Origin of the sequence: Pseudacidovorax sp., assembly GCF_017991995.1 — a bacterium.
Classification (GTDB): Bacteria; Pseudomonadota; Gammaproteobacteria; order Burkholderiales; family Burkholderiaceae_C; genus Xenophilus.
This window is the reverse complement of sequence record NZ_JAGOPN010000033.1, coordinates 15,466-31,785: the sequence shown is the minus strand read 5'-3', so window position 1 is coordinate 31,785 and position 16,320 is coordinate 15,466. Positions and strand designations below refer to the sequence as shown.

The 16,320-nt window shown below is 72.3% G+C and carries 16 protein-coding genes; 9 read left to right on the top strand and 7 right to left on the bottom strand.

All coding sequences use genetic code 11. The features are described from left to right. The 3 genes from KBC94_RS28410 to KBC94_RS28400 form a co-directional block, all read left to right on the top strand. A partial coding sequence (locus tag KBC94_RS28410) for a PEP-CTERM sorting domain-containing protein (protein ID WP_294378727.1) occupies positions 1 to 906 on the top strand: 906 nt, incomplete at its 5' end. After that, a complete protein-coding gene (locus KBC94_RS28405; RefSeq protein ID WP_294378724.1) occupies positions 903 to 2,714 on the top strand; it encodes a hypothetical protein in 1,812 nt (603 codons plus the stop codon). The genes KBC94_RS28410 and KBC94_RS28405, both read left to right, overlap by 4 nt. Positions 2,715 to 2,824: 110 nt before the next feature. Beyond that, on the top strand, positions 2,825 to 4,120 hold the full coding sequence (locus tag KBC94_RS28400; protein ID WP_294378721.1) for a radical SAM protein: 1,296 nt from the start codon (positions 2,825 to 2,827) through the stop codon (positions 4,118 to 4,120). A 52-nt stretch (positions 4,121 to 4,172) separates the two neighbouring features. Here KBC94_RS28400 and KBC94_RS28395 read toward each other — a convergent pair whose 3' ends face one another. Both KBC94_RS28395 and KBC94_RS28390 read right to left on the bottom strand, forming a co-directional pair. Continuing rightward, on the bottom strand, positions 4,173 to 5,186 hold the full coding sequence (locus KBC94_RS28395) for a WYL domain-containing protein (protein ID WP_294378719.1): 1,014 nt from the start codon (positions 5,184 to 5,186) through the stop codon (positions 4,173 to 4,175). Beyond that, on the bottom strand, positions 5,183 to 6,808 hold the full coding sequence (locus tag KBC94_RS28390; protein WP_294378717.1) for a DUF2779 domain-containing protein: 1,626 nt from the start codon (positions 6,806 to 6,808) through the stop codon (positions 5,183 to 5,185). Before KBC94_RS28390 ends, KBC94_RS28395 begins: the two co-directional genes overlap by 4 nt. A gap of 156 nt (positions 6,809 to 6,964) precedes the next feature. On the opposite strand from KBC94_RS28390, the gene KBC94_RS28385 reads away from it, so the two are divergent. Further along, positions 6,965 to 8,191, top strand: a complete 1,227-nt coding sequence (locus tag KBC94_RS28385; RefSeq protein ID WP_294378715.1) for a hypothetical protein — start codon at positions 6,965 to 6,967, stop codon at positions 8,189 to 8,191. Here the strand turns inward: KBC94_RS28385 and KBC94_RS28380 are convergent. The 4 genes from KBC94_RS28380 to KBC94_RS28365 form a co-directional block, all read right to left on the bottom strand. Continuing rightward, a complete protein-coding gene (locus KBC94_RS28380) occupies positions 8,092 to 8,736 on the bottom strand; it encodes a hypothetical protein (RefSeq protein WP_294378712.1) in 645 nt (214 codons plus the stop codon). The genes KBC94_RS28385 and KBC94_RS28380 overlap by 100 nt on opposite strands. A 4-nt stretch (positions 8,737 to 8,740) precedes the next feature. Continuing rightward, positions 8,741 to 9,142, bottom strand: coding sequence for a hypothetical protein (locus KBC94_RS28375; RefSeq protein WP_294378709.1), 402 nt, complete (start codon positions 9,140 to 9,142; stop codon positions 8,741 to 8,743). A gap of 10 nt (positions 9,143 to 9,152) precedes the next feature. Further along, positions 9,153 to 9,530: a hypothetical protein gene (locus KBC94_RS28370; RefSeq protein WP_294378704.1), complete on the bottom strand. Its 378-nt coding sequence runs from the start codon at positions 9,528 to 9,530 to the stop codon at positions 9,153 to 9,155. A gap of 66 nt (positions 9,531 to 9,596) precedes the next feature. Next, positions 9,597 to 10,085: a thioesterase family protein gene (locus KBC94_RS28365; protein WP_294378701.1), complete on the bottom strand. Its 489-nt coding sequence runs from the start codon at positions 10,083 to 10,085 to the stop codon at positions 9,597 to 9,599. An 87-nt stretch (positions 10,086 to 10,172) separates the two neighbouring features. On the opposite strand from KBC94_RS28365, the gene KBC94_RS28360 reads away from it, so the two are divergent. The 3 genes from KBC94_RS28360 (at position 10,173) to KBC94_RS28350 (ending at position 14,267) form a co-directional block, all read left to right on the top strand. After that, positions 10,173 to 11,282 carry a trypsin-like peptidase domain-containing protein gene (locus tag KBC94_RS28360; protein ID WP_294378698.1) on the top strand — a complete coding sequence of 370 codons (1,110 nt, stop codon included), beginning with the start codon at positions 10,173 to 10,175 and terminating at the stop codon, positions 11,280 to 11,282. 44 nt (positions 11,283 to 11,326) lie between these two features. Further along, a complete protein-coding gene (locus tag KBC94_RS28355) occupies positions 11,327 to 11,917 on the top strand; it encodes an NAD(P)H-dependent oxidoreductase (RefSeq protein ID WP_294378695.1) in 591 nt (196 codons plus the stop codon). Positions 11,918 to 11,996: 79 nt separating this feature from the next. Beyond that, complete coding sequence (locus KBC94_RS28350; RefSeq protein WP_294378690.1) at positions 11,997 to 14,267, top strand: molybdopterin-dependent oxidoreductase; 2,271 nt, start codon at positions 11,997 to 11,999, stop codon at positions 14,265 to 14,267. A gap of 10 nt (positions 14,268 to 14,277) precedes the next feature. Here KBC94_RS28350 and KBC94_RS28345 read toward each other — a convergent pair whose 3' ends face one another. Continuing rightward, positions 14,278 to 14,853 (bottom strand): PEP-CTERM sorting domain-containing protein, encoded by a 576-nt coding sequence (locus KBC94_RS28345; RefSeq protein WP_294378687.1) that lies wholly within the window; start codon positions 14,851 to 14,853, stop codon positions 14,278 to 14,280. A gap of 217 nt (positions 14,854 to 15,070) precedes the next feature. Between KBC94_RS28345 and thrH the strand changes: the two genes are divergently transcribed. Beyond that, positions 15,071 to 15,694 carry a bifunctional phosphoserine phosphatase/homoserine phosphotransferase ThrH gene (gene thrH, locus KBC94_RS28340; protein ID WP_294378684.1) on the top strand — a complete coding sequence of 208 codons (624 nt, stop codon included), beginning with the start codon at positions 15,071 to 15,073 and terminating at the stop codon, positions 15,692 to 15,694. Between the two features lie 10 nt (positions 15,695 to 15,704). After that, positions 15,705 to 16,310, top strand: a complete 606-nt coding sequence (locus KBC94_RS28335) for a phosphatase PAP2 family protein (protein WP_294378682.1) — start codon at positions 15,705 to 15,707, stop codon at positions 16,308 to 16,310. Positions 16,311 to 16,320: the final 10 nt, after the last annotated feature.

The following is a 16,320-nucleotide window of genomic DNA, read 5'->3' as shown; positions in this document are numbered from 1 at the left end:
CTGGGCTATTACGTCGCCGGCAGCGGTGCCTCGGCGGCCACGGCCGCGGCGCTGGGCAGCTATGTCGGCACCACGGCGGCGGTTTCTGCGACGCCGGCCCCCGTGGGACGCTATGTCGACACGGTCGGCGCCAGCGCCGCCAAGCTCGCCAGCCCAGGCTACTACGTGGCATCGACCGGGCAGTCCAGTGCCCAGGCCGCTCTGCCGGGGTCGTTCGTCAGCACCGCCGGCGCCTCGGCGGCCACCTTGGCGCCGGTCGGCCACTACGTGAGCGGTTCGGCCGCCACGGCGGCCACGGCCGCGCATGCGGGCGCCTTCGTGGCAGTGGTCGGCGCGGCGGCCGCCGAGGACTGTGTCGCCGGATCCAACTCCTACGGCGCGGCATCCGCCTGCCGCATCGTCACGCCGGGCTTCGCCGGCGATGCCACGCATGTGGTCTCGCCCGAGCTGGCCAGTGACTTTGGCACCGGCGGCACGCATGCCTTGGGCTCGCTGGCGCCGGGCGACAGCTTTGCCTTCGGCGTGAGCAATGCATCGACCGACAGTGCCTCGACGGCCAGCCTGACCACGCTGACGCTGCACTCATTCACGTTGACCGGCCCGAACGGGGCCTCCTTTGACCTGCTGGGATTCACCAGCGGCATGACGCTCGCGGCTGGTGCTGGCGCGGCCCTGTCGGTGCGCGCCAACGCGGACCTTCCGGCGGGCGACTTCGTGTTCTCGTTGACGCTGGAGACCGACCAGTTTGCCGATTTCGGCGCGGCGGGCCAGCAGTTCACCTGGACCTTCACCGGCAGCAACGGTGTCGCGCCGGTGCCCGAGCCCGGGGCTGGCATGCTCGGACTCGCCGGGCTGGGCCTGATGGGCGCCCTTTTCGGCCGTCGCCGCCGCGCTGTTCAGGCTTGACGCACTGCGCGGACACGGCGCTGCCGGCACTGGCGCCGGCGGTCGCGGGGCTGGTCGAACGGGCCGGCGTCTTGCGGTCCGCCGGTCACCTGAAGGCGGCCGAGGAACTGCTTCGGCAGGCGGCGCAACTCGCCCCCGACGCTGCGGCCGTCCTCACCAACCATGGACTGCTGCTGTCGGAACTGGGGCGTCACCGCGAAGGCGCGGCACGCCAGCGTGAGGCTCTGGCCGTCGATCCCGGGTTCGCCGCGGCCTGGACCAATCTGGCGCTGGCGCTGCGGCAGCTGGGCGAGCTGCCCGGCGCCGAAGAGGCGGAAGCGCAGGCCCACCGGCTGGCGCCCGGGACAGTACACACCCTGGTGGCACGCGGAATCGCCTTGCGCGCACAAGCGCGGCTGACCGAAGCGCTGGCGTGCTTTCGGCACGCCGTGCAGGTCGATGCCCGCATGCCCGAGGCCTGGATCAACCTGGCCCTGGCACTGCAGGACCTGGGCGATGCGGCGGCGGCGCGTGCAGCGTTGGCACACGCCCGCGACCTCGCACCACGCGACCGCCGGGTGTGGTCCAACTTGCTGATGGCCAGCCAGTACGACCCGACCCAGGGCGCGGACGATCTGCGCAGCACAGCGCTGCATGCAGCGATCGCCTGGCCATCGCCACCGCCCTGGCCGGCGCCCACCGCAGCGGCGGGTCGGCTGCGCCTGGGCTACCTCAGTGGCGACCTGTACGCCCATCCGGTGGCGTGGCTGCTGGCACCCGTGATCGAAGCCCACGACCGCGGGGTCGTCGAGCTGCACTGCTTCGACCACCACCCGCATCACATCGCCGACGATCCGATGCACCAGCGCCTGCGCGCCGCCGCGGAGCACTGGCATGCCGTCGCCGACCTGGATGACGAGGCACTCGCACTGCAGATCCGCGCCGCCGGGATCGACGTGCTGGTCGATCTGTCGGGCCACACCGAACACGGCCGGCTGGGCGTGCTGGCGCTGCGCCCTGCACCGGTTCAGCTGTCCTGGCTGGGCTATTTCGGCAGCACGGGCGTGCCCGCCGTCGATGCGGTGGTGCTGGGGGCGGCGCAGGCGCCGCCGGGCAGCGAGGCCGGCTACACCGAAGCGCTGGAGCGCGTCTCGGGCGCCCATTTCGCCTATGCGCCGCCGCCGTATGCGCCGGACCTGGCGCCACCACCCTCGGCCCGCACCGGGCTCATCACCTTCGGCTCATTCAACAATCCGGCCAAGTTCAGCGACGACGTCGTGCAGCTGTGGTCGACTGTGCTGAACGAGGTGCCCGGCAGCCGCCTGGTGCTGAAGTGGAAGACCTTCGCCGACCCGGGCTTCGTCACGCACACGCAGCGGCGTTTCGCGGCCTGCGGCGTCGACCCCGCGCGCATCCAGCCCCGGCCGGCATCGCCGCATTCCGGCATGCTGGCCGAGTACGGCGACATCGACGTCGCGCTGGACCCGTTTCCGTTTTGCGGCCTGATCTCCACGCTGGAGGCGCTGTGGATGGGGGTGCCGGTCGTGACGCTGCCCTGGCAGCGCCCCGTCTCGCGCCAGTCGCTGGCCGTGCTGCAGGCCATCGGGCAAGCTCGCGGCATGGCGACAAGCCCGCGCGACTACGTCCTGCAGGCGGCAGGCCTGGCAAAAGACCTCGCAGCACGCCAGGCCTTGCGCGACAACGGCCCCACGGGCCTGCGACATCGCATGGCCACCAGTCCGCTGTGCGATGGAAGGAACCTGGCCGCCGAGCTGGAGGCGATCTTTCAACGCCGGCTGGAGGCCCGTCGCCGGGCAGCATCTGCATGAGCCAGCCGGCGCAGGCTCCTGGGCCGATGCCCTCAGCGCGCCCCACGGACGACCGTCCGGTGCAAGCGACCGGGCTGGAACAGGCCCTTGCCCTGCATCAGGCGGGAGACTTGGGGGCCGCCTCGGAGGCCTATGAACAACTCCTGGCCGCAGACCCGCGCCAGCCGTCGCTGCGCCACAACCTCGGCATGATCCGCCTGCACCAGCGGTCGACGGCCCGGGCCTTGCCGCTGCTGGAGCAGGCCTGGGCCGAGGATGGCAACAACGATGGCTGGCTGCAGAGCCTGCCCGAGATCGGCATGGTGCTGTACCACATGGGCCTGTGGGAGGACGCCCGGCTGTGGCTGGGGCGGGCTGCAACCCATGCGCCCCCCGGCACGACGCTGGCGCCCGCCCTGCGCGACGCGCTGCACCGCATCCAGCCGCGCGACCACCTGGCTCCCGAGGTCCTTGACCCGCTGCAGGGGCGCGCGCTGCTGCGCTACGCGCCGCGGGAATCGGACACCTACGTCTATGCGATCGACGTGGTCGGCACCTGCAACCTGCGTTGCCCGACCTGTCCGGTCGGCAACTTCCCGGCGGCGCAGCGGCCCCGAGGCCACATGGCGCTGGACCTGTTCGAGCGCATCCTCGACAAGATCATGGCCGAAGCGGTGGCCGCTCGGCCGGCGATCTGGCTGTTCAACTGGGGCGAGCCCTTGCTGCACCCGGCGCTGGGAGCGCTGGTGCGCGCCGTCAAGCAGCGCGGCCTTCCCTGCCATCTGTCGACCAACCTCAACGTCACCCGGGGCCTGCGCGAACTGGCGCAGGCCAACCCCGACGACCTGAAGATCTCGCTGTCCGGCTTCACGCCCGAGCGCTACGCCATCACGCACCAGCGCGGCGACCTGGTGCTGGTGAAGTCCAACATGCGCCTGCTGCGCCGCCTGCTGGACGAGGCACGGGCCACGACCCGGGTCTGGGTGGGCCATCACCTGTACAAGGGCGGCGAGGCCGACATTCCCGCCGTGCGGGCGCTGTGCGACGAGCTGGGCTTCGAGCACCACCCGATCGCCGCCTTCTACCAGCCGCTCGAACGGCTGGTGGACCTGCTGGAGGGACGCGGGAGTCCCGACCCCATCGTGTCGATGCTGATCGAGCCGCCCCAGGTCTACCTGCCGCGCATCGCAGCCGCCCGCAGCACGCGACACGATTGCGAACTGCGGTTCAACCAGACCGTCATCAACCACGACGGCACCGTGGCGCTGTGCTGCAATGTCTACGACCAGCCCAATATGCTGGGCCTGGACTTTGTCGACACGCCGCATGCCGAGCTGGAAGCCGCCAAGTACAGGCATCCGTTCTGTGCGACCTGCATGCGGCACGGCCTGTCCTATACGATTCGGGACGCGTCCAAGCTGGGTTAGGGCGAAAGGCGACTGCCGCCGCCAAAGTGCAGACCGAACTCCGGCCGGTGTGCTATCCCCGACCGTCCTGGGCATCTGCCTGCGCATAGGCCTGCAGCGCCGCCGCCAACCTGCGCCGCACCGCCTCGCGCAGGCTGTCCGGCGCCAGCACCCGCACCTGCTCGCCCTGGCGCAGCAGGTCCATCACCAGCTCGGTCTCGTCCACATAGGGCAGGGTCAGCTGCCAGCTGCCGTCGGCCAGCAACTCGCCCTGCTGTTCGGGATGCCATTCCTCGTGGCGTATCCAGGCCGCGGCCTGGGGGCTGAACAGCAGCACGGCCAGGCGGCGCGTGCCGCCGGCATAGATGCCGTAGCCCGAGTCCATCTCGGCCTCGACCTGGCGCATGGCCACGTCCTTGGCGCGGGCCTCCAGCACCTGGGCCTCCTGCACCGCATCCAGCGCAAAGCGCAGCAGCTTGTCGCGGCTGTGGCACCAGGCGTCCAGATACCAGGTGTTCTTGTAGTGCACCAGGCGCTGCGGGCTGACCTGGCGCTCGCTGACCTCGCCGCGGGTGCGCGTGAGGTAGCGCATGTGCAGGCGCTGGCGGCGCACCAGGGCCTCGCCCACGCGCTCGAAGCAGGCCGCCGGCACCGGCCGGCGCAGCGCGCTGATGATCTTGACGCGCTTCATCAGCACCTTGGCCGCCGACTCGTCGCCCGGGCCCAGCAGGTCGTGGATGCGCTCCAGCAGCGGCTGCAGATGGCGGCTGAGCAGGCCCTCGGTGTCCAGGCCCGACAGCAGCTGATGCGCCATCAGCAGCGAATACAGCTCACGCTCGCTGAACCACAGGCCCGGCAGCTCATGGCGCTGCGCGCCACGCAGGCCAAAGCCGGCGCTGCCGAACTTGTAGCCATTGAGCGCGGCGTCGTATTCGATGGGCGCGCCCAGTTCGTCGCGCAGGCAGGCCAGGTCGCGCTTGAGCGTGGCCGACGACACCTCCAGCTCATCGAGCAGGGCCTGGAAGCTGACATGGCCGCGGCTGCGGATCAGCATCTCGATTTTGTACAGCCTGGCCGTCTTGCTCATTGAACCTCCTCGTCCGTGGGCCACTCGGCCAGGCGCCGGCTCAGCACCACCATGGCCCAGGTGTCGCGCTCGCAATAGGCCAGCAGGCGCTGGCGCAGCTGCTCGCGGCGCGCCGGCGGCGTGGCCTCGTCCACCGCTTCCAGCCAGGCGGCCTGGGCGGCCTCGCCGTGCTGCACCTCGTCCAGGTCGGCATGGTCCAGTTCGGGCGCCACCGCCGGCAGCACCGCCTTCAGGCTGTAGCTGGCCTGCTGCGCCGGGTGATACCAGTGCTGGCGCACGATGGGCAGCAGGTCGTGCAGGCGCTGGATCGCCGCCCGCAGCGGCGCGGCGGTCGACTGCCCCTGGGCCAGGAGCGCAGACAGCTGCTGGCGCTCGAAGTCGGCATTCCAGGCCAGCACGCAGCCGGCCTGGCCGGCGGCCAGTGGCGCCAGCAGCCCGGCCAGCGCCCGGGCGCAGGCCGGGCGCGGGTCGTCGCCGCTCAGATCCAGAAAAGCATGGTGCTCCACCCGGCCATCGGCCTGCTCGACATGGCAGCTCCACTGGAACGGCAGCGCATCGAAGGGATGCGCGCCGGCCCAGCGCGGAATGGCCAGGCCAATGGTCTCGAAGTCCAGATGCCAGCGCGGCCAGGGCAAGGCCCGCAGCGCCTCGCGCAGGCCCGGCGAGACCCAGGGCCGGCCGCTGCGCAGGGCCGCCAGCGTGGCACGCGCCCGGCCATCGGCGGGAAAGTCCGGCGGCAGCTGGCCCAGATCGGTCCAGCCGGCTTCGGTGATCTGCGCGCGTTCGCCGGCCGTCAGCTTGCCCAGGTTGCGGCCGCCGGTGAGCCAGGCCACCGGCTGCGTCGGCGGCGGGCCGTGCAGCGCGGCATCGGCGGCGTCGCAGTGGCCGCGAAAGCCGCAAGGATAGGGCCGCAGGCAGTGCGCGCCGGGCCGGATGGCCGGCTCGCCGCCCTCGGCGATGGCCGCGCCATCGGCCAGCCACTGCGCCACCTGGGGCTGCAGCGCGGCCACCGTGTCGCTGACGTCCTCGTCGCGCAGCAGGCCGCTGTAGTCGCCATCGCCGGCGTAGGCGAAGCTGCGGTCGATCAGGCGGATGACCACCTGCTGCGGCGCCTGGCCGGCCGCCGCCATGGCCCAGGCCTGCACCGCCGCATCCTCGGCATAGGGCTTGCCGGCCAGCCGCGTGGACGACTTGACCTCGATCAGGTGCAGCCGGCCCTGCTGATCGTGGTGCACGATGTCGGCGATCACGGCCAGGCCGGCGTGGCCGTCAGGCCCGGCATCCACCGCAAACGGCGCCTCGAACAGCAGCACCGGCCCGTCGCCGGCCAGGCGCTCGCGGCAGCGCGCCAGGCCCGTCTCCCAGCCGTCCTGCACATCGATCAGCTCGCCGGCCAGGCCGGTCTGCTGCTCGGCAAGGCGGCGCGCCAGCGCGCCGACTCGGTGGCCCTCGGCGATGACCCGCTCGCGGCCGGCCGGCAGCGATTCGATCACCGGGCGGTGCAGCATCAGCCACAGCCGGCGCGGGCATTGGCGTGCGGCCACGAGCTTGGTCTTGGTCAGGCGCAAGGGGGGTGCTGCTGGCGGTGGCGGGGCCTGCAGTGTGTCATGAATCTGGATCATCAGATGATCCATCCAGGCCCATCTGCGGATGGCACTCTATAGGTAAAAAAATACTGGATGTGAAATCAGGGTGGATCACTATTTGATCTACATGCGGCCCACACTGGCAGCCATGCCGGGAGGTCCCGGCGACGGCCAACGCCCCAGGAGATCCGCATGTTCCAGACCGCGCTCCCGTTTTTTGCCCTGCCCGCCACGCTGGCGGCCGCCGCAGCCAGCGTCGGCTTCGCCCCCCGTGGCCTGGCCGCACCGCTGACCCCGGCCAGCACCCACACGGACGAGCCCGGCGATGCGCTGCAGGCGCAGGGCTTCCAGCTGGGCTGGGACCATGCCCGCCACCGCCTGACGCCGCCGGTGGACCAGCTGCAGGCCGACAACCCGGTGCGCCAGGGCTGGCAGGCCGGCCGTGCAGCCCTGGGCCAGCGCAGCCGCCCGGCCAGCGCCGCGGTGCGCCAATGGCTGGCGCTGCGGCTGGAGGCCTGGTCGGCCGGCGCCAGCTTCGAGGACGTGCAGGTCACGCCGCACTTCCTGGCCCGCATCGACGCCGTGCAGTGCCCGGTGCGCCGCGTCACGCTGCTGCTGGCCAGTGGCCGCGACGACGACAGCCAGGTGCAGCGCCTGAACACCGAGGCCGCCTATGCCGCCGGCAACCTGGCCGCGATCAGCCGCAGCGCCGCCCGGGCCCGCGGCGCGCTGCGCTGGGACGAACTGCTGGCCCTGGCCCAGCAACTGGAGGGCCGCGAAGCCTCGGCCACGCTGCGCGGCCTGGACCGCGACGAATGGCTGCGCCTGGCGGTGCTGGCCAGCTTTGCCACGCCCATCGCCCACGAGCGTGCCGCCTGCCTGCCGCTGCGCGTGCTGCCGCCCAACCGCGTGCGCGTGATCAACCCGGTGCAGTCGCTGCAGCTGCTGCTGACGCTGCAGTTCAGCCGCGACGGCTATGCCCGGCGCCTGCTGGAGCTGGCCGCGCTGATGCCCGGCGACGAGGCCCGCCAGGCCTTCCAGATCTTCATGCACACGCTGCTGGCGCGGCGCCTGGCCGTTGGCGTGGATGCCGGCCCGGCCGACGTGCGCCGCGCGCTGGAAGACGCCTGGGCCGATCCGCTGGTCAACCGCCGCTGGCAGCGCCTGGCGCTGCGCCTGTCGGCCGCCGACTGCGAGCGCGTGGTGCAGCATGCCGCCCAGCGGGGCCTGGTGGTCGGCGGCGGCCGCTGGATGGGCCGCGAGGCGGCGCTGGACGGCTGGGAGCTGCCGACCGCCCAGTCCGGCGCCCAGTCCGGCACTCAGTCGGGATCGCTGAAGGCCGGCGCCGCTGGCTGGGTCGGATCGGGCACCAGGCCGGGCAGCGCACGCAAGCGCGGCTCGCAGAAGCTGGCCAGCTGAGCGGGGCTGATGGCGCCGGCCTCGTTCCAGTAGCTGCGCGCCGGGCCCACGCTGGTGGCCAGGCATTCCAGCACCGGCGAGCCGGGGTCGAACTGGTACAGCACATTGGCGCCGCGCCACAGTGCGGCGGTGGGCCGGCCATGCTGGCCGGCGGCGGCCATGGCCGCGGCAATGCTCTGCAGCATCAGGTCCACGCGCAGCTGGCCACGCCACTGGGCCCGGTCGTGCAGGCGTGCCTCGGCCGCCCGGTCGCTGCCGCGCAGGCCCGGCGCCTGGCTCAGGCAGATCAGGCCGTCGCCATGGCTCAGCAGCACATCGGGCTGGGCCTGCAGCGCACCGGCGCGGCAGGTGCTGCGTGCGCCCTCGGCACCCAGGCGCTGCGGCAGCGGCTCGCCGTCGGCACCGTCGGCCAGCACCGGCAGCAGCCGCGCCACCGGATCGGCCAGGGCCTCGACCGCCACCGGATCGAAGAAATAGGCGCGCACGCGCACGCCCAGCAACTCGGCCTCGTCGTGCCAGTTCAGCGGGGTGGAGACGGACGCCATGGGTTCAGGCCTGGGTGGTGATCAGGGGCCGCGCCGGCAGCGGCGACGGCGACGAAGCCGGCATGGGGCTGGCGCCGGGCGCGGTCGGCTGGGCCTCGCCGCCCGCCCGCCCCGGTGCGCCCAGGTGCTGGTTGGCGGCCCACACGGCCAGGCCCAGCATGGTCAGGCTCAGCAGCAGCTTCAGGCCGCTGAGCAGCAGGCGCTGCTGCGGCCCGTGCTCGATCCGCGCATGGCGGTGCAGGTCCAGCAGCGCATCGGCCGAGCGCTGAGCGGCCAGGGCCGCCGTGCCATCGGCCGGACGCTGGGCGGCGGCCTCGATGCCGGGCTCCTGCGGATCCAGCAGCACCCAGCGCATGCCCTCCACACCACGACGGCCCAGCACACTGGCGATCTTGACCTCGATCATGCGGCGAGCCTCAGGCGGTGGTCTCTTGATCGGCCGGGGCCGGACGGGGTGGTGCGGCCGCCGCAGGGGCTGCAGCCTCCGCGCGCGGCGCCCGTGCGGGCGTGGCGGCGGCCATCTGGGCCAGCACGCTGCGGGCCAGTGCCGCGGCCGGGGTTTCGCCGTGGCCCGACCCGTCCAGCGGCATGTCCTGCACCGGCAGTCGGCGCCAGGCCAGCTGCAATGCACTGCACAGCAGGCCGCTGATGGCGCCAAAGGGGGCATAGAAGGCGGCGGCCGTCCAGGGGCTGGCCGCGCCATGCCAGGCCACGCCCACCGCGGCAAAGGCCGAGGCCGACGCGGCGGCGCTGAACAGCAGGGAGGGCAGCAGCTGGAGCAGTCGACGGCGCATCCCAGCCTGATCGGCCGGCCGCGCCGGAACTTGAGGCCGGCCCGGCCGACGCCGCCGGCGCTGCCGTCAGGACACCACGTAGGCCGCGGCGGCGGTGGCGATCAGCTCGCCGCTGTCGCTGTGCAAACGCATCTGCGTGGAGCCGACGCGGCCGCCCAGGCGGGTGATCTCGGCGCTGGCGATGAAGTGCTTGCCCAGGCCGGGGCGCAGAAAATCCACCCGCAGGTCGATGGTGCCCATCTTCAGGAAGCGGTGCATCACCTGGTCGGTGCTCTCATGGGCGAACTTCTCGGCCAGGCCGACCAGCAGCGCGCCGCCGCCCAGGGCATCGAGCACGGCCGAGATCACGCCGCCATGCAACCGGCCATAGTGGAAATGGCCAACCAGCTCGGGCCGCATGTCGAAGCGCAGTTCCAGCGAGGGCAGCAGGCGCTGCACCTTCAGGCCCAGCAGCTGGTTGAAGCTGATGCGCTGCTCCATCAGCTCGGTGAGTTCGGTGTCCAGCCGGGACTGCTCGGCAGCGCTGCGGCGCGGTGGCGGGGGCGAATGGGTCATGGTCGCCGAGCATACTCAAGCGCCGGACTTGCAAATCCCGGCAGCATCCCCACGTCCCGCACAGTTCATCCACCGCCCTTTCCGACCATGCCGCTTGTCCTGCGCCGCAGCCTGCCCTATGCCTTTGCCGCCCTGCTGCTGGGCGCGGCCGGGGCCCTGCTGTCCACCCAGCTGCAAGCCCAGCGCGGCGAGGCCACGCCGCGCGCGGTGACGCCACGCGGCGCCCTGCATGCCGACGAGCAGGCCACGGTGGACCTGTTCAAGCGCCTGTCGCCGTCGGTGGTGCACATCACCACGCTGCAGGTGCAGCGCGACTTCTTCAACCGCGCCGTCGGCCAGGTGCCCAGCGGCACCGGCACCGGCTTCGTCTGGGACGGCAACGGCCACATCGTCACCAATTTCCACGTCATCCAGGGCGGCAGCGGCGCCACCGTGACCCTGGCCGACCAGAGCACCTTCAAGGCCCAGCTGGTGGGCGCCTTTCCCGACCGCGACCTGGCGGTGCTGAAGATCGACGCACCCAAGGACAAGTTGCCGGCCATCCCGGTGGGCACCAGCCGCGACCTGCAGGTGGGCCAGAAGGTGTTTGCCATCGGCAACCCCTTCGGCCTGGATCAAACGCTGACCACCGGCATCGTCAGCGCGCTGAACCGCGAGATCGAGAGCTTCAACAACCGCAGCATCCGCGGCGTGGTGCAGACCGATGCGGCCATCAACCCCGGCAACTCGGGCGGCCCGCTGCTCGATTCGGCCGGCCGGCTGATCGGCGTCAACACGCAGATCGCCAGCCCCTCGGGCGCCAGCGCCGGCATCGGCTTCGCGATTCCCGTCGACGAGGTCAACCGCATCGTGCCGCGGCTGATCCGCGACGGCAAGATCAGCCGGCCGACGCTGGGCATCAGCGCCGCCAGCGAGCAGATCCAGCGTGCACTGCGCCTGCCCGACGGCGTGGCCCTGGTGCAGGTGGCGCCGGGCGGCCCGGCGGCCAAGGCCGGGCTGCAGGCCTTCAGCCGCGCCCGCGACGGCAGCATCGTCGCCGGCGACATCATCGTGGCCATCAACGACGAGCCGGTGGCCAGCCTGGACGACATGCTCACGCTGCTGGAAAAGCGCCAGCCCGGCGATGCGGTGACGCTGGCCGTGTCGCGCAACGGCCGCGGCCGCAAGGTGCAGGTGCATCTGGGCCAGGGCGACTGACGCACATCAAGGCCGGCGCGACGCCGGCCGCGCAGCATGCGGGCATGACCCCGCGCCGCATCCTGATCCTGCAAGGCCATCCCGACGCCTCCGGCCACCACCTGCTGCATGCCCTGGCCCGCGCCTATGCCGAAGGCGCGCAGCAGGCCGGCCATTCGCTGAAGACGGTGGACATCGCCACGCTGGACTTCGCGCTGCTGCGCAGTGCCGATCAATGGCAGCACGGCGCGCTGCCGGCCAGCCTGCAGCCGGCGCAGGACGCCATCGCCTGGGCCGAGCACATCGTGCTGCTGTTCCCGCTGTGGCTGGGCGACATGCCGGCCCTGGTGAAGGGCTTCCTGGAGCAGGTGGCGCGGCCGGGCTTCGCCTTCCGGGCCGAGGGCGGCAACCCGTTTGCGCACAAGGGCCTGGCCGGCAAGTCGGCGCGCATCGTCGTCACCATGGGCATGCCGGCCCTGCTCTACCGCACCTGGTTCCGCGCCCACAGCGTCAAGTCGCTGGAGCGCAACATCCTCGGCTTCGTCGGCATGGCGCCGGTGCAGTCCACGCTGATCGGCAGCGTCGAGCAGCTGGGCGACAAGGGCGTGTCGCGCTGGCGCGCCCGGCTGCGCCAGCTGGGACGCGAGGCCGGCTGAGCCCTGTCTCCGAGGTCATTGACAAGGCGGGCACATCCGGCGAGAACCGACGCTCCTTGACGAGCGCCGGAGACCGCCTGTGAGTCCAGATCCGAGTCCTGACAGCCAACGCCACTACCGCATCTGCCCGCTGTGCGAGGCCTGTTGCGGCCTGGAGGTGCGCAGCCGCGACCAGCAAGTGATTTCAGTGCGCGGCTGGGCCGGCGACGTGCTCAGCGACGGCTACCTCTGCCCCAAGGGCGTGGCGCTGAAGGACCTGCACGAAGATCCCGACCGCCTGCGCCAGCCGCTGATCCGCCGCGGCGGCCGCAACAGCCCGCTGCAGCCGGCCAGCTGGGACGAGGCCTATGCGCTGATCGCCGCGCGGCTGCCGCCGCTGCTGGCCGAGCACGGCCGCGACAGCCTGGCCCTGGTGGCCGGCAACCCGTCGGCGCACAAGATGGGCCTGCTGCTGTACTTCGCCCGCCTGGCGCGCGCGGTGGGCAGCAAGAACGTCTACTCGGCCAGCACGCTGGACCAGATGCCGCGCCAGCTGGCCAGCGGCCTGCTCTACGGCCACTGGCTCAGCGTGCCCCTGCCCGACCTGCCGCGCACAGACTTCATGCTGATCCTGGGCGCCAATCCGGTGGCCAGCAACGGCAGCATGTGGACCGTGCCCGACTTCCGCGGCAAGGCCCGGGCGCTGCGCGAGCGTGGCGGCCGCCTGGTGGTGATCGACCCGCGGCGCACCGAAACCGCCGACCTGGCCGACCAGCACCTGGCCATCCGCCCCGGCGCCGACGCCCTGCTGCTGGCGGCGATGATCCACACGCTGTTTGCCGAGGAGCGGGTGACCCTGGGCCGGGCCGCGGCCTGGATCGCCGAGGCCGATGTGCAGGCGCTGCGCGAGGCGCTGGCACCGTTCACGCCCGAGGCGGTGGCCGGGCGCTGTGGCATCAGCGCCGAGCAGATCACCACGCTGGCGCGCGACTTTGCCGCCGCGCCGCGGGCCTGCGCCTATGGCCGCATCGGCACCTGCACCCAGAGCCTGGGCACGCTGGCCACCTGGCTGATCGACCTGCTGAACATCCTCACCGGCCGGCTGGATGTGGAAGGCGGGCTGATGTTCGCCCAGGCCGCGGCCTTTGCCGCCAACACCCAGGGCACGCCGGGTCGCGGCCGCGGCGTGGCCACCGGCCGCCACCGCAGCCGCGTCAGCGGCGCGCCCGAGGTGTTTGGCGAGCTGCCCATCGTCAAGCTGGCCGAGGAGATCGAGACCCCCGGGCCCGGCCAGGTGCGCGCGGCCATCGTGATGAGCGCCAACCCGGTGCTGTCGGCGCCGGGCGGCGAACGCCTGGCCCAGGCGCTGCAAGGTCTGGACTTCATGGTCAGCCTGGACATCTACTGCAACGAGACCTCGCGCCTGGCCGACGTCATCCTGCCCGGCCTGTCGCCGCTGGAAGAAGGCCACTACGACGTGCCCTTCCCGCAGCTGAGCTGGCGCAACCAGGCGCGCTACAGCCGGCCGGTGTTCGAGCCGGCCGCCGGCCAGCCGGCCGAATGGCAGAGCCTGCTGCAGCTGATCGCCATCGTGCAGGGGCGCGGCGCATTGGCCGGCCAGGACCTGCAGGCGCTGGACGACGAGCTGCTCGGCGACGACCTGCGCCGCCAGGGCCTGGCCGACGCCGCGCCGGTGCTGGCCGCGCTGAAGCCCTGGACCGGCCCCGAGCGCCTGGTGGACCTGGCGCTGCGCAGCGGCCCTTATGGCGAGGGATGGGGCGATGGCTCCGGCAAGCAGCCCGGCGGACTGAACCTGGCCAGGGTCGCCGATGCCGAGGGCGGCATCGACCTGGGCACACTGTCGCCGCGCCTGCCGGGCATGCTGCGCACGCCCACGGGCCGTGTCGACATCGCCCATCCCATGCTGCTGGCCGACCTGCCACGCGCCCTGGCCGAGCTGCAAGCGCCCGCGCCCGCGGCCGGCCAGCTGAGCCTGATCGGCCGGCGCGACAGCCGCTCCAACAACAGCTGGATGCACAACCTGCCCACGCTGGCCAAGGGCCCCGAGCGCTGCACGCTGCAGCTGCATCCCGACGATGCACAGCGTCTGGGCCTGACCGAGGGCGCCAGCGCCCAGCTGAGCGGCCGCCAGGGCCGCATCAGCGCGCCGGTGGAGATCACCGAGCGGGTGCGGCCCGGCGTGGCCTGCCTGCCCCACGGCTGGGGCCACGACCTGCCGGGCTCGCGCCTGTCGCTGGCCGCCCAGCGCCCCGGCGCCAACCTGAATGCGGTGCTCGACGATGGCCTGATCGACCCGCTGTCGGGCAATGCCGTGCTGTCGGGCGTGGCGGTGAGCGTGAGCCCGGCCTGAGCCGGCCGGGTCAGCGCGGCTGGCGGCGCCGGCGCGTCCAGGCGCCGGCCGCCAGCAGGCCGCCGGACCACAGCGCCCAGGCCGCCGGCTCGGGCACCGGTGACACCAGCAGTTCCAGGCCGTCGGTGTCCAGCGTCAGCGAGCCACCGCAGCAGAACGAGTTGTAGAACTGGATCTCCAGCCGGTGGCGGCCGGCGGCAATGGCCACGTCGGCACCGGTCTGGCCATAGGAATTGGGGCCGGGCCGCGACAGCACCAGCTGGCCGTCGATGAACAGATAGGCCGCATCGTCCGAGCCCAGCAGCAGCGCGTAGTCGCGCGAGGTCGCCGCATCCACGTCGACGGTGATGCGGGCGCCGAAGGAGTTGTACTGGCCCAGCGGCCACCAGTCGTTCAGGCCTTCCGCGGCATGGCCGAAGTCGATCACCATGGCCCATTCGCTGGCGCGCCAGTCCGACAGCGCGATGCCGCTGCCGACGGTCTCTTCATAGCCACCGTACAGATCCACCCGCACCGGCCCGGTCTGGGCCTGGGCGGGCAGCGCCGCCCACAAGCCCAAGCCCAAGCCCAGGGCCAACATCAGCATCCCCCACCTGTTGCCACCTCTCGCCATGCCGTTCTCCTCGACTTGTGGCTGGATTGGGCGCGCCGCCAGCGACCGCAGCAAGGGCCACGCCCCCGCAAAGACGGGGGCCCGGCGGTGGCAAATGGCAACCGACTGCAACAGCGGCCGCGTCAAGGCCGGGTCAAGCCCATGCGTTAGCATCGCCGGCCGCTGTTTCCACCTGCCCTGAGTCCCGCCCATGCAAGTCGTCTGCCTCGATCTCGAAGGTGTGCTGATCCCCGAGATCTGGATCGCTTTTGCCGAACGCACCGGCATCGCCGAGTTCCGCCGCACCACGCGCGAGGAACCCGACTACGACAAGCTGATGCGCTGGCGCCTGGCCCTGCTCAAGCAGCATGGCCTGAAGCTGGCCGACATCCAGGCGGTGATCGCCGGCATGGCGCCGATGGACGGCGCCAAGGACTTCCTCGACGACCTGCGCAGCCGCTTCCAGGTCATCATCCTGTCGGACACCTTCTACGAGTTCGCCGATCCGATGATGCGCCAGTTGGGCCGGCCGACGCTGTTCTGCCACAAGCTGGTGATCGACGGCGACGGCTTCGTCGCCGACTACAAGCTGCGCCAGCCGAACCAGAAGTTTCATGCCGTCAATGCACTGAAGGGCCTGAACTACCAGGTCATCGCCGCCGGCGACAGCTACAACGACACCGGCATGCTGGGTGCGGCCGACGCCGGCTTCTTCATCCACCCGCCCGAGAGCATCGTCGCTCAGTTCCCGCAGTTCCCGGTGAACCGCAGCTATGCCGAGCTGAAGGCCAGCATCGACGGCGCCGCCGCCCGGCTGAAGGCCGCCGCGGCCTGAGCCCCAGGCCATGGGCGACCTGCTCTGGCCGGCCGTCACCCGCCTGGGCGAAGCCCAGCTGCTGCTGCCGGCCATGGCACTGGCCCTGCTGGCCCTGGCGCGCCGGCCCGAAAGCCGGGCGCTGGCCGGCACCTGGCTGGCCACCACCGCGCTGGCTGCGCTGCTGACCACGGCCACCAAGCTGGCCTTCATCGGCTGGGGCCTGGGCCTGGCCTCGCTGGACTTCACCGGCATCTCCGGCCATGCAATGTTCTCCGCCGCCATCCTGCCGCCGCTGCTGGTGGTGCTGGCACAGACCTTGAGGCCGCATGCCCGCGTGCGCAGCGGCTGGGCGCTGGGCCTGGCGCTGGCCGCCATGGTGGCGGTGTCGCGCGTGGCCGTGGGCGCGCACTCGTGGAGCGAGGTCATCGCCGGCTTTGCGCTGGGCACGGCCGCCAGCGTGCTGGCGCGCCTGGCCGGGCCGCTGCCGCGCACGCCCTTCGCCCGCTGGCCGGCGGTGGCCCTGCTGGCCTGCGTGCCGCTGGCCGTGGCCTGGGCCCCGCCCTCGCGCACGCACGACTGGGTGACCCAGCTGGCCCTGACGGCCTCGGGCCGCACCACGCCGCACCTGCGCTGAAAACGGCGGC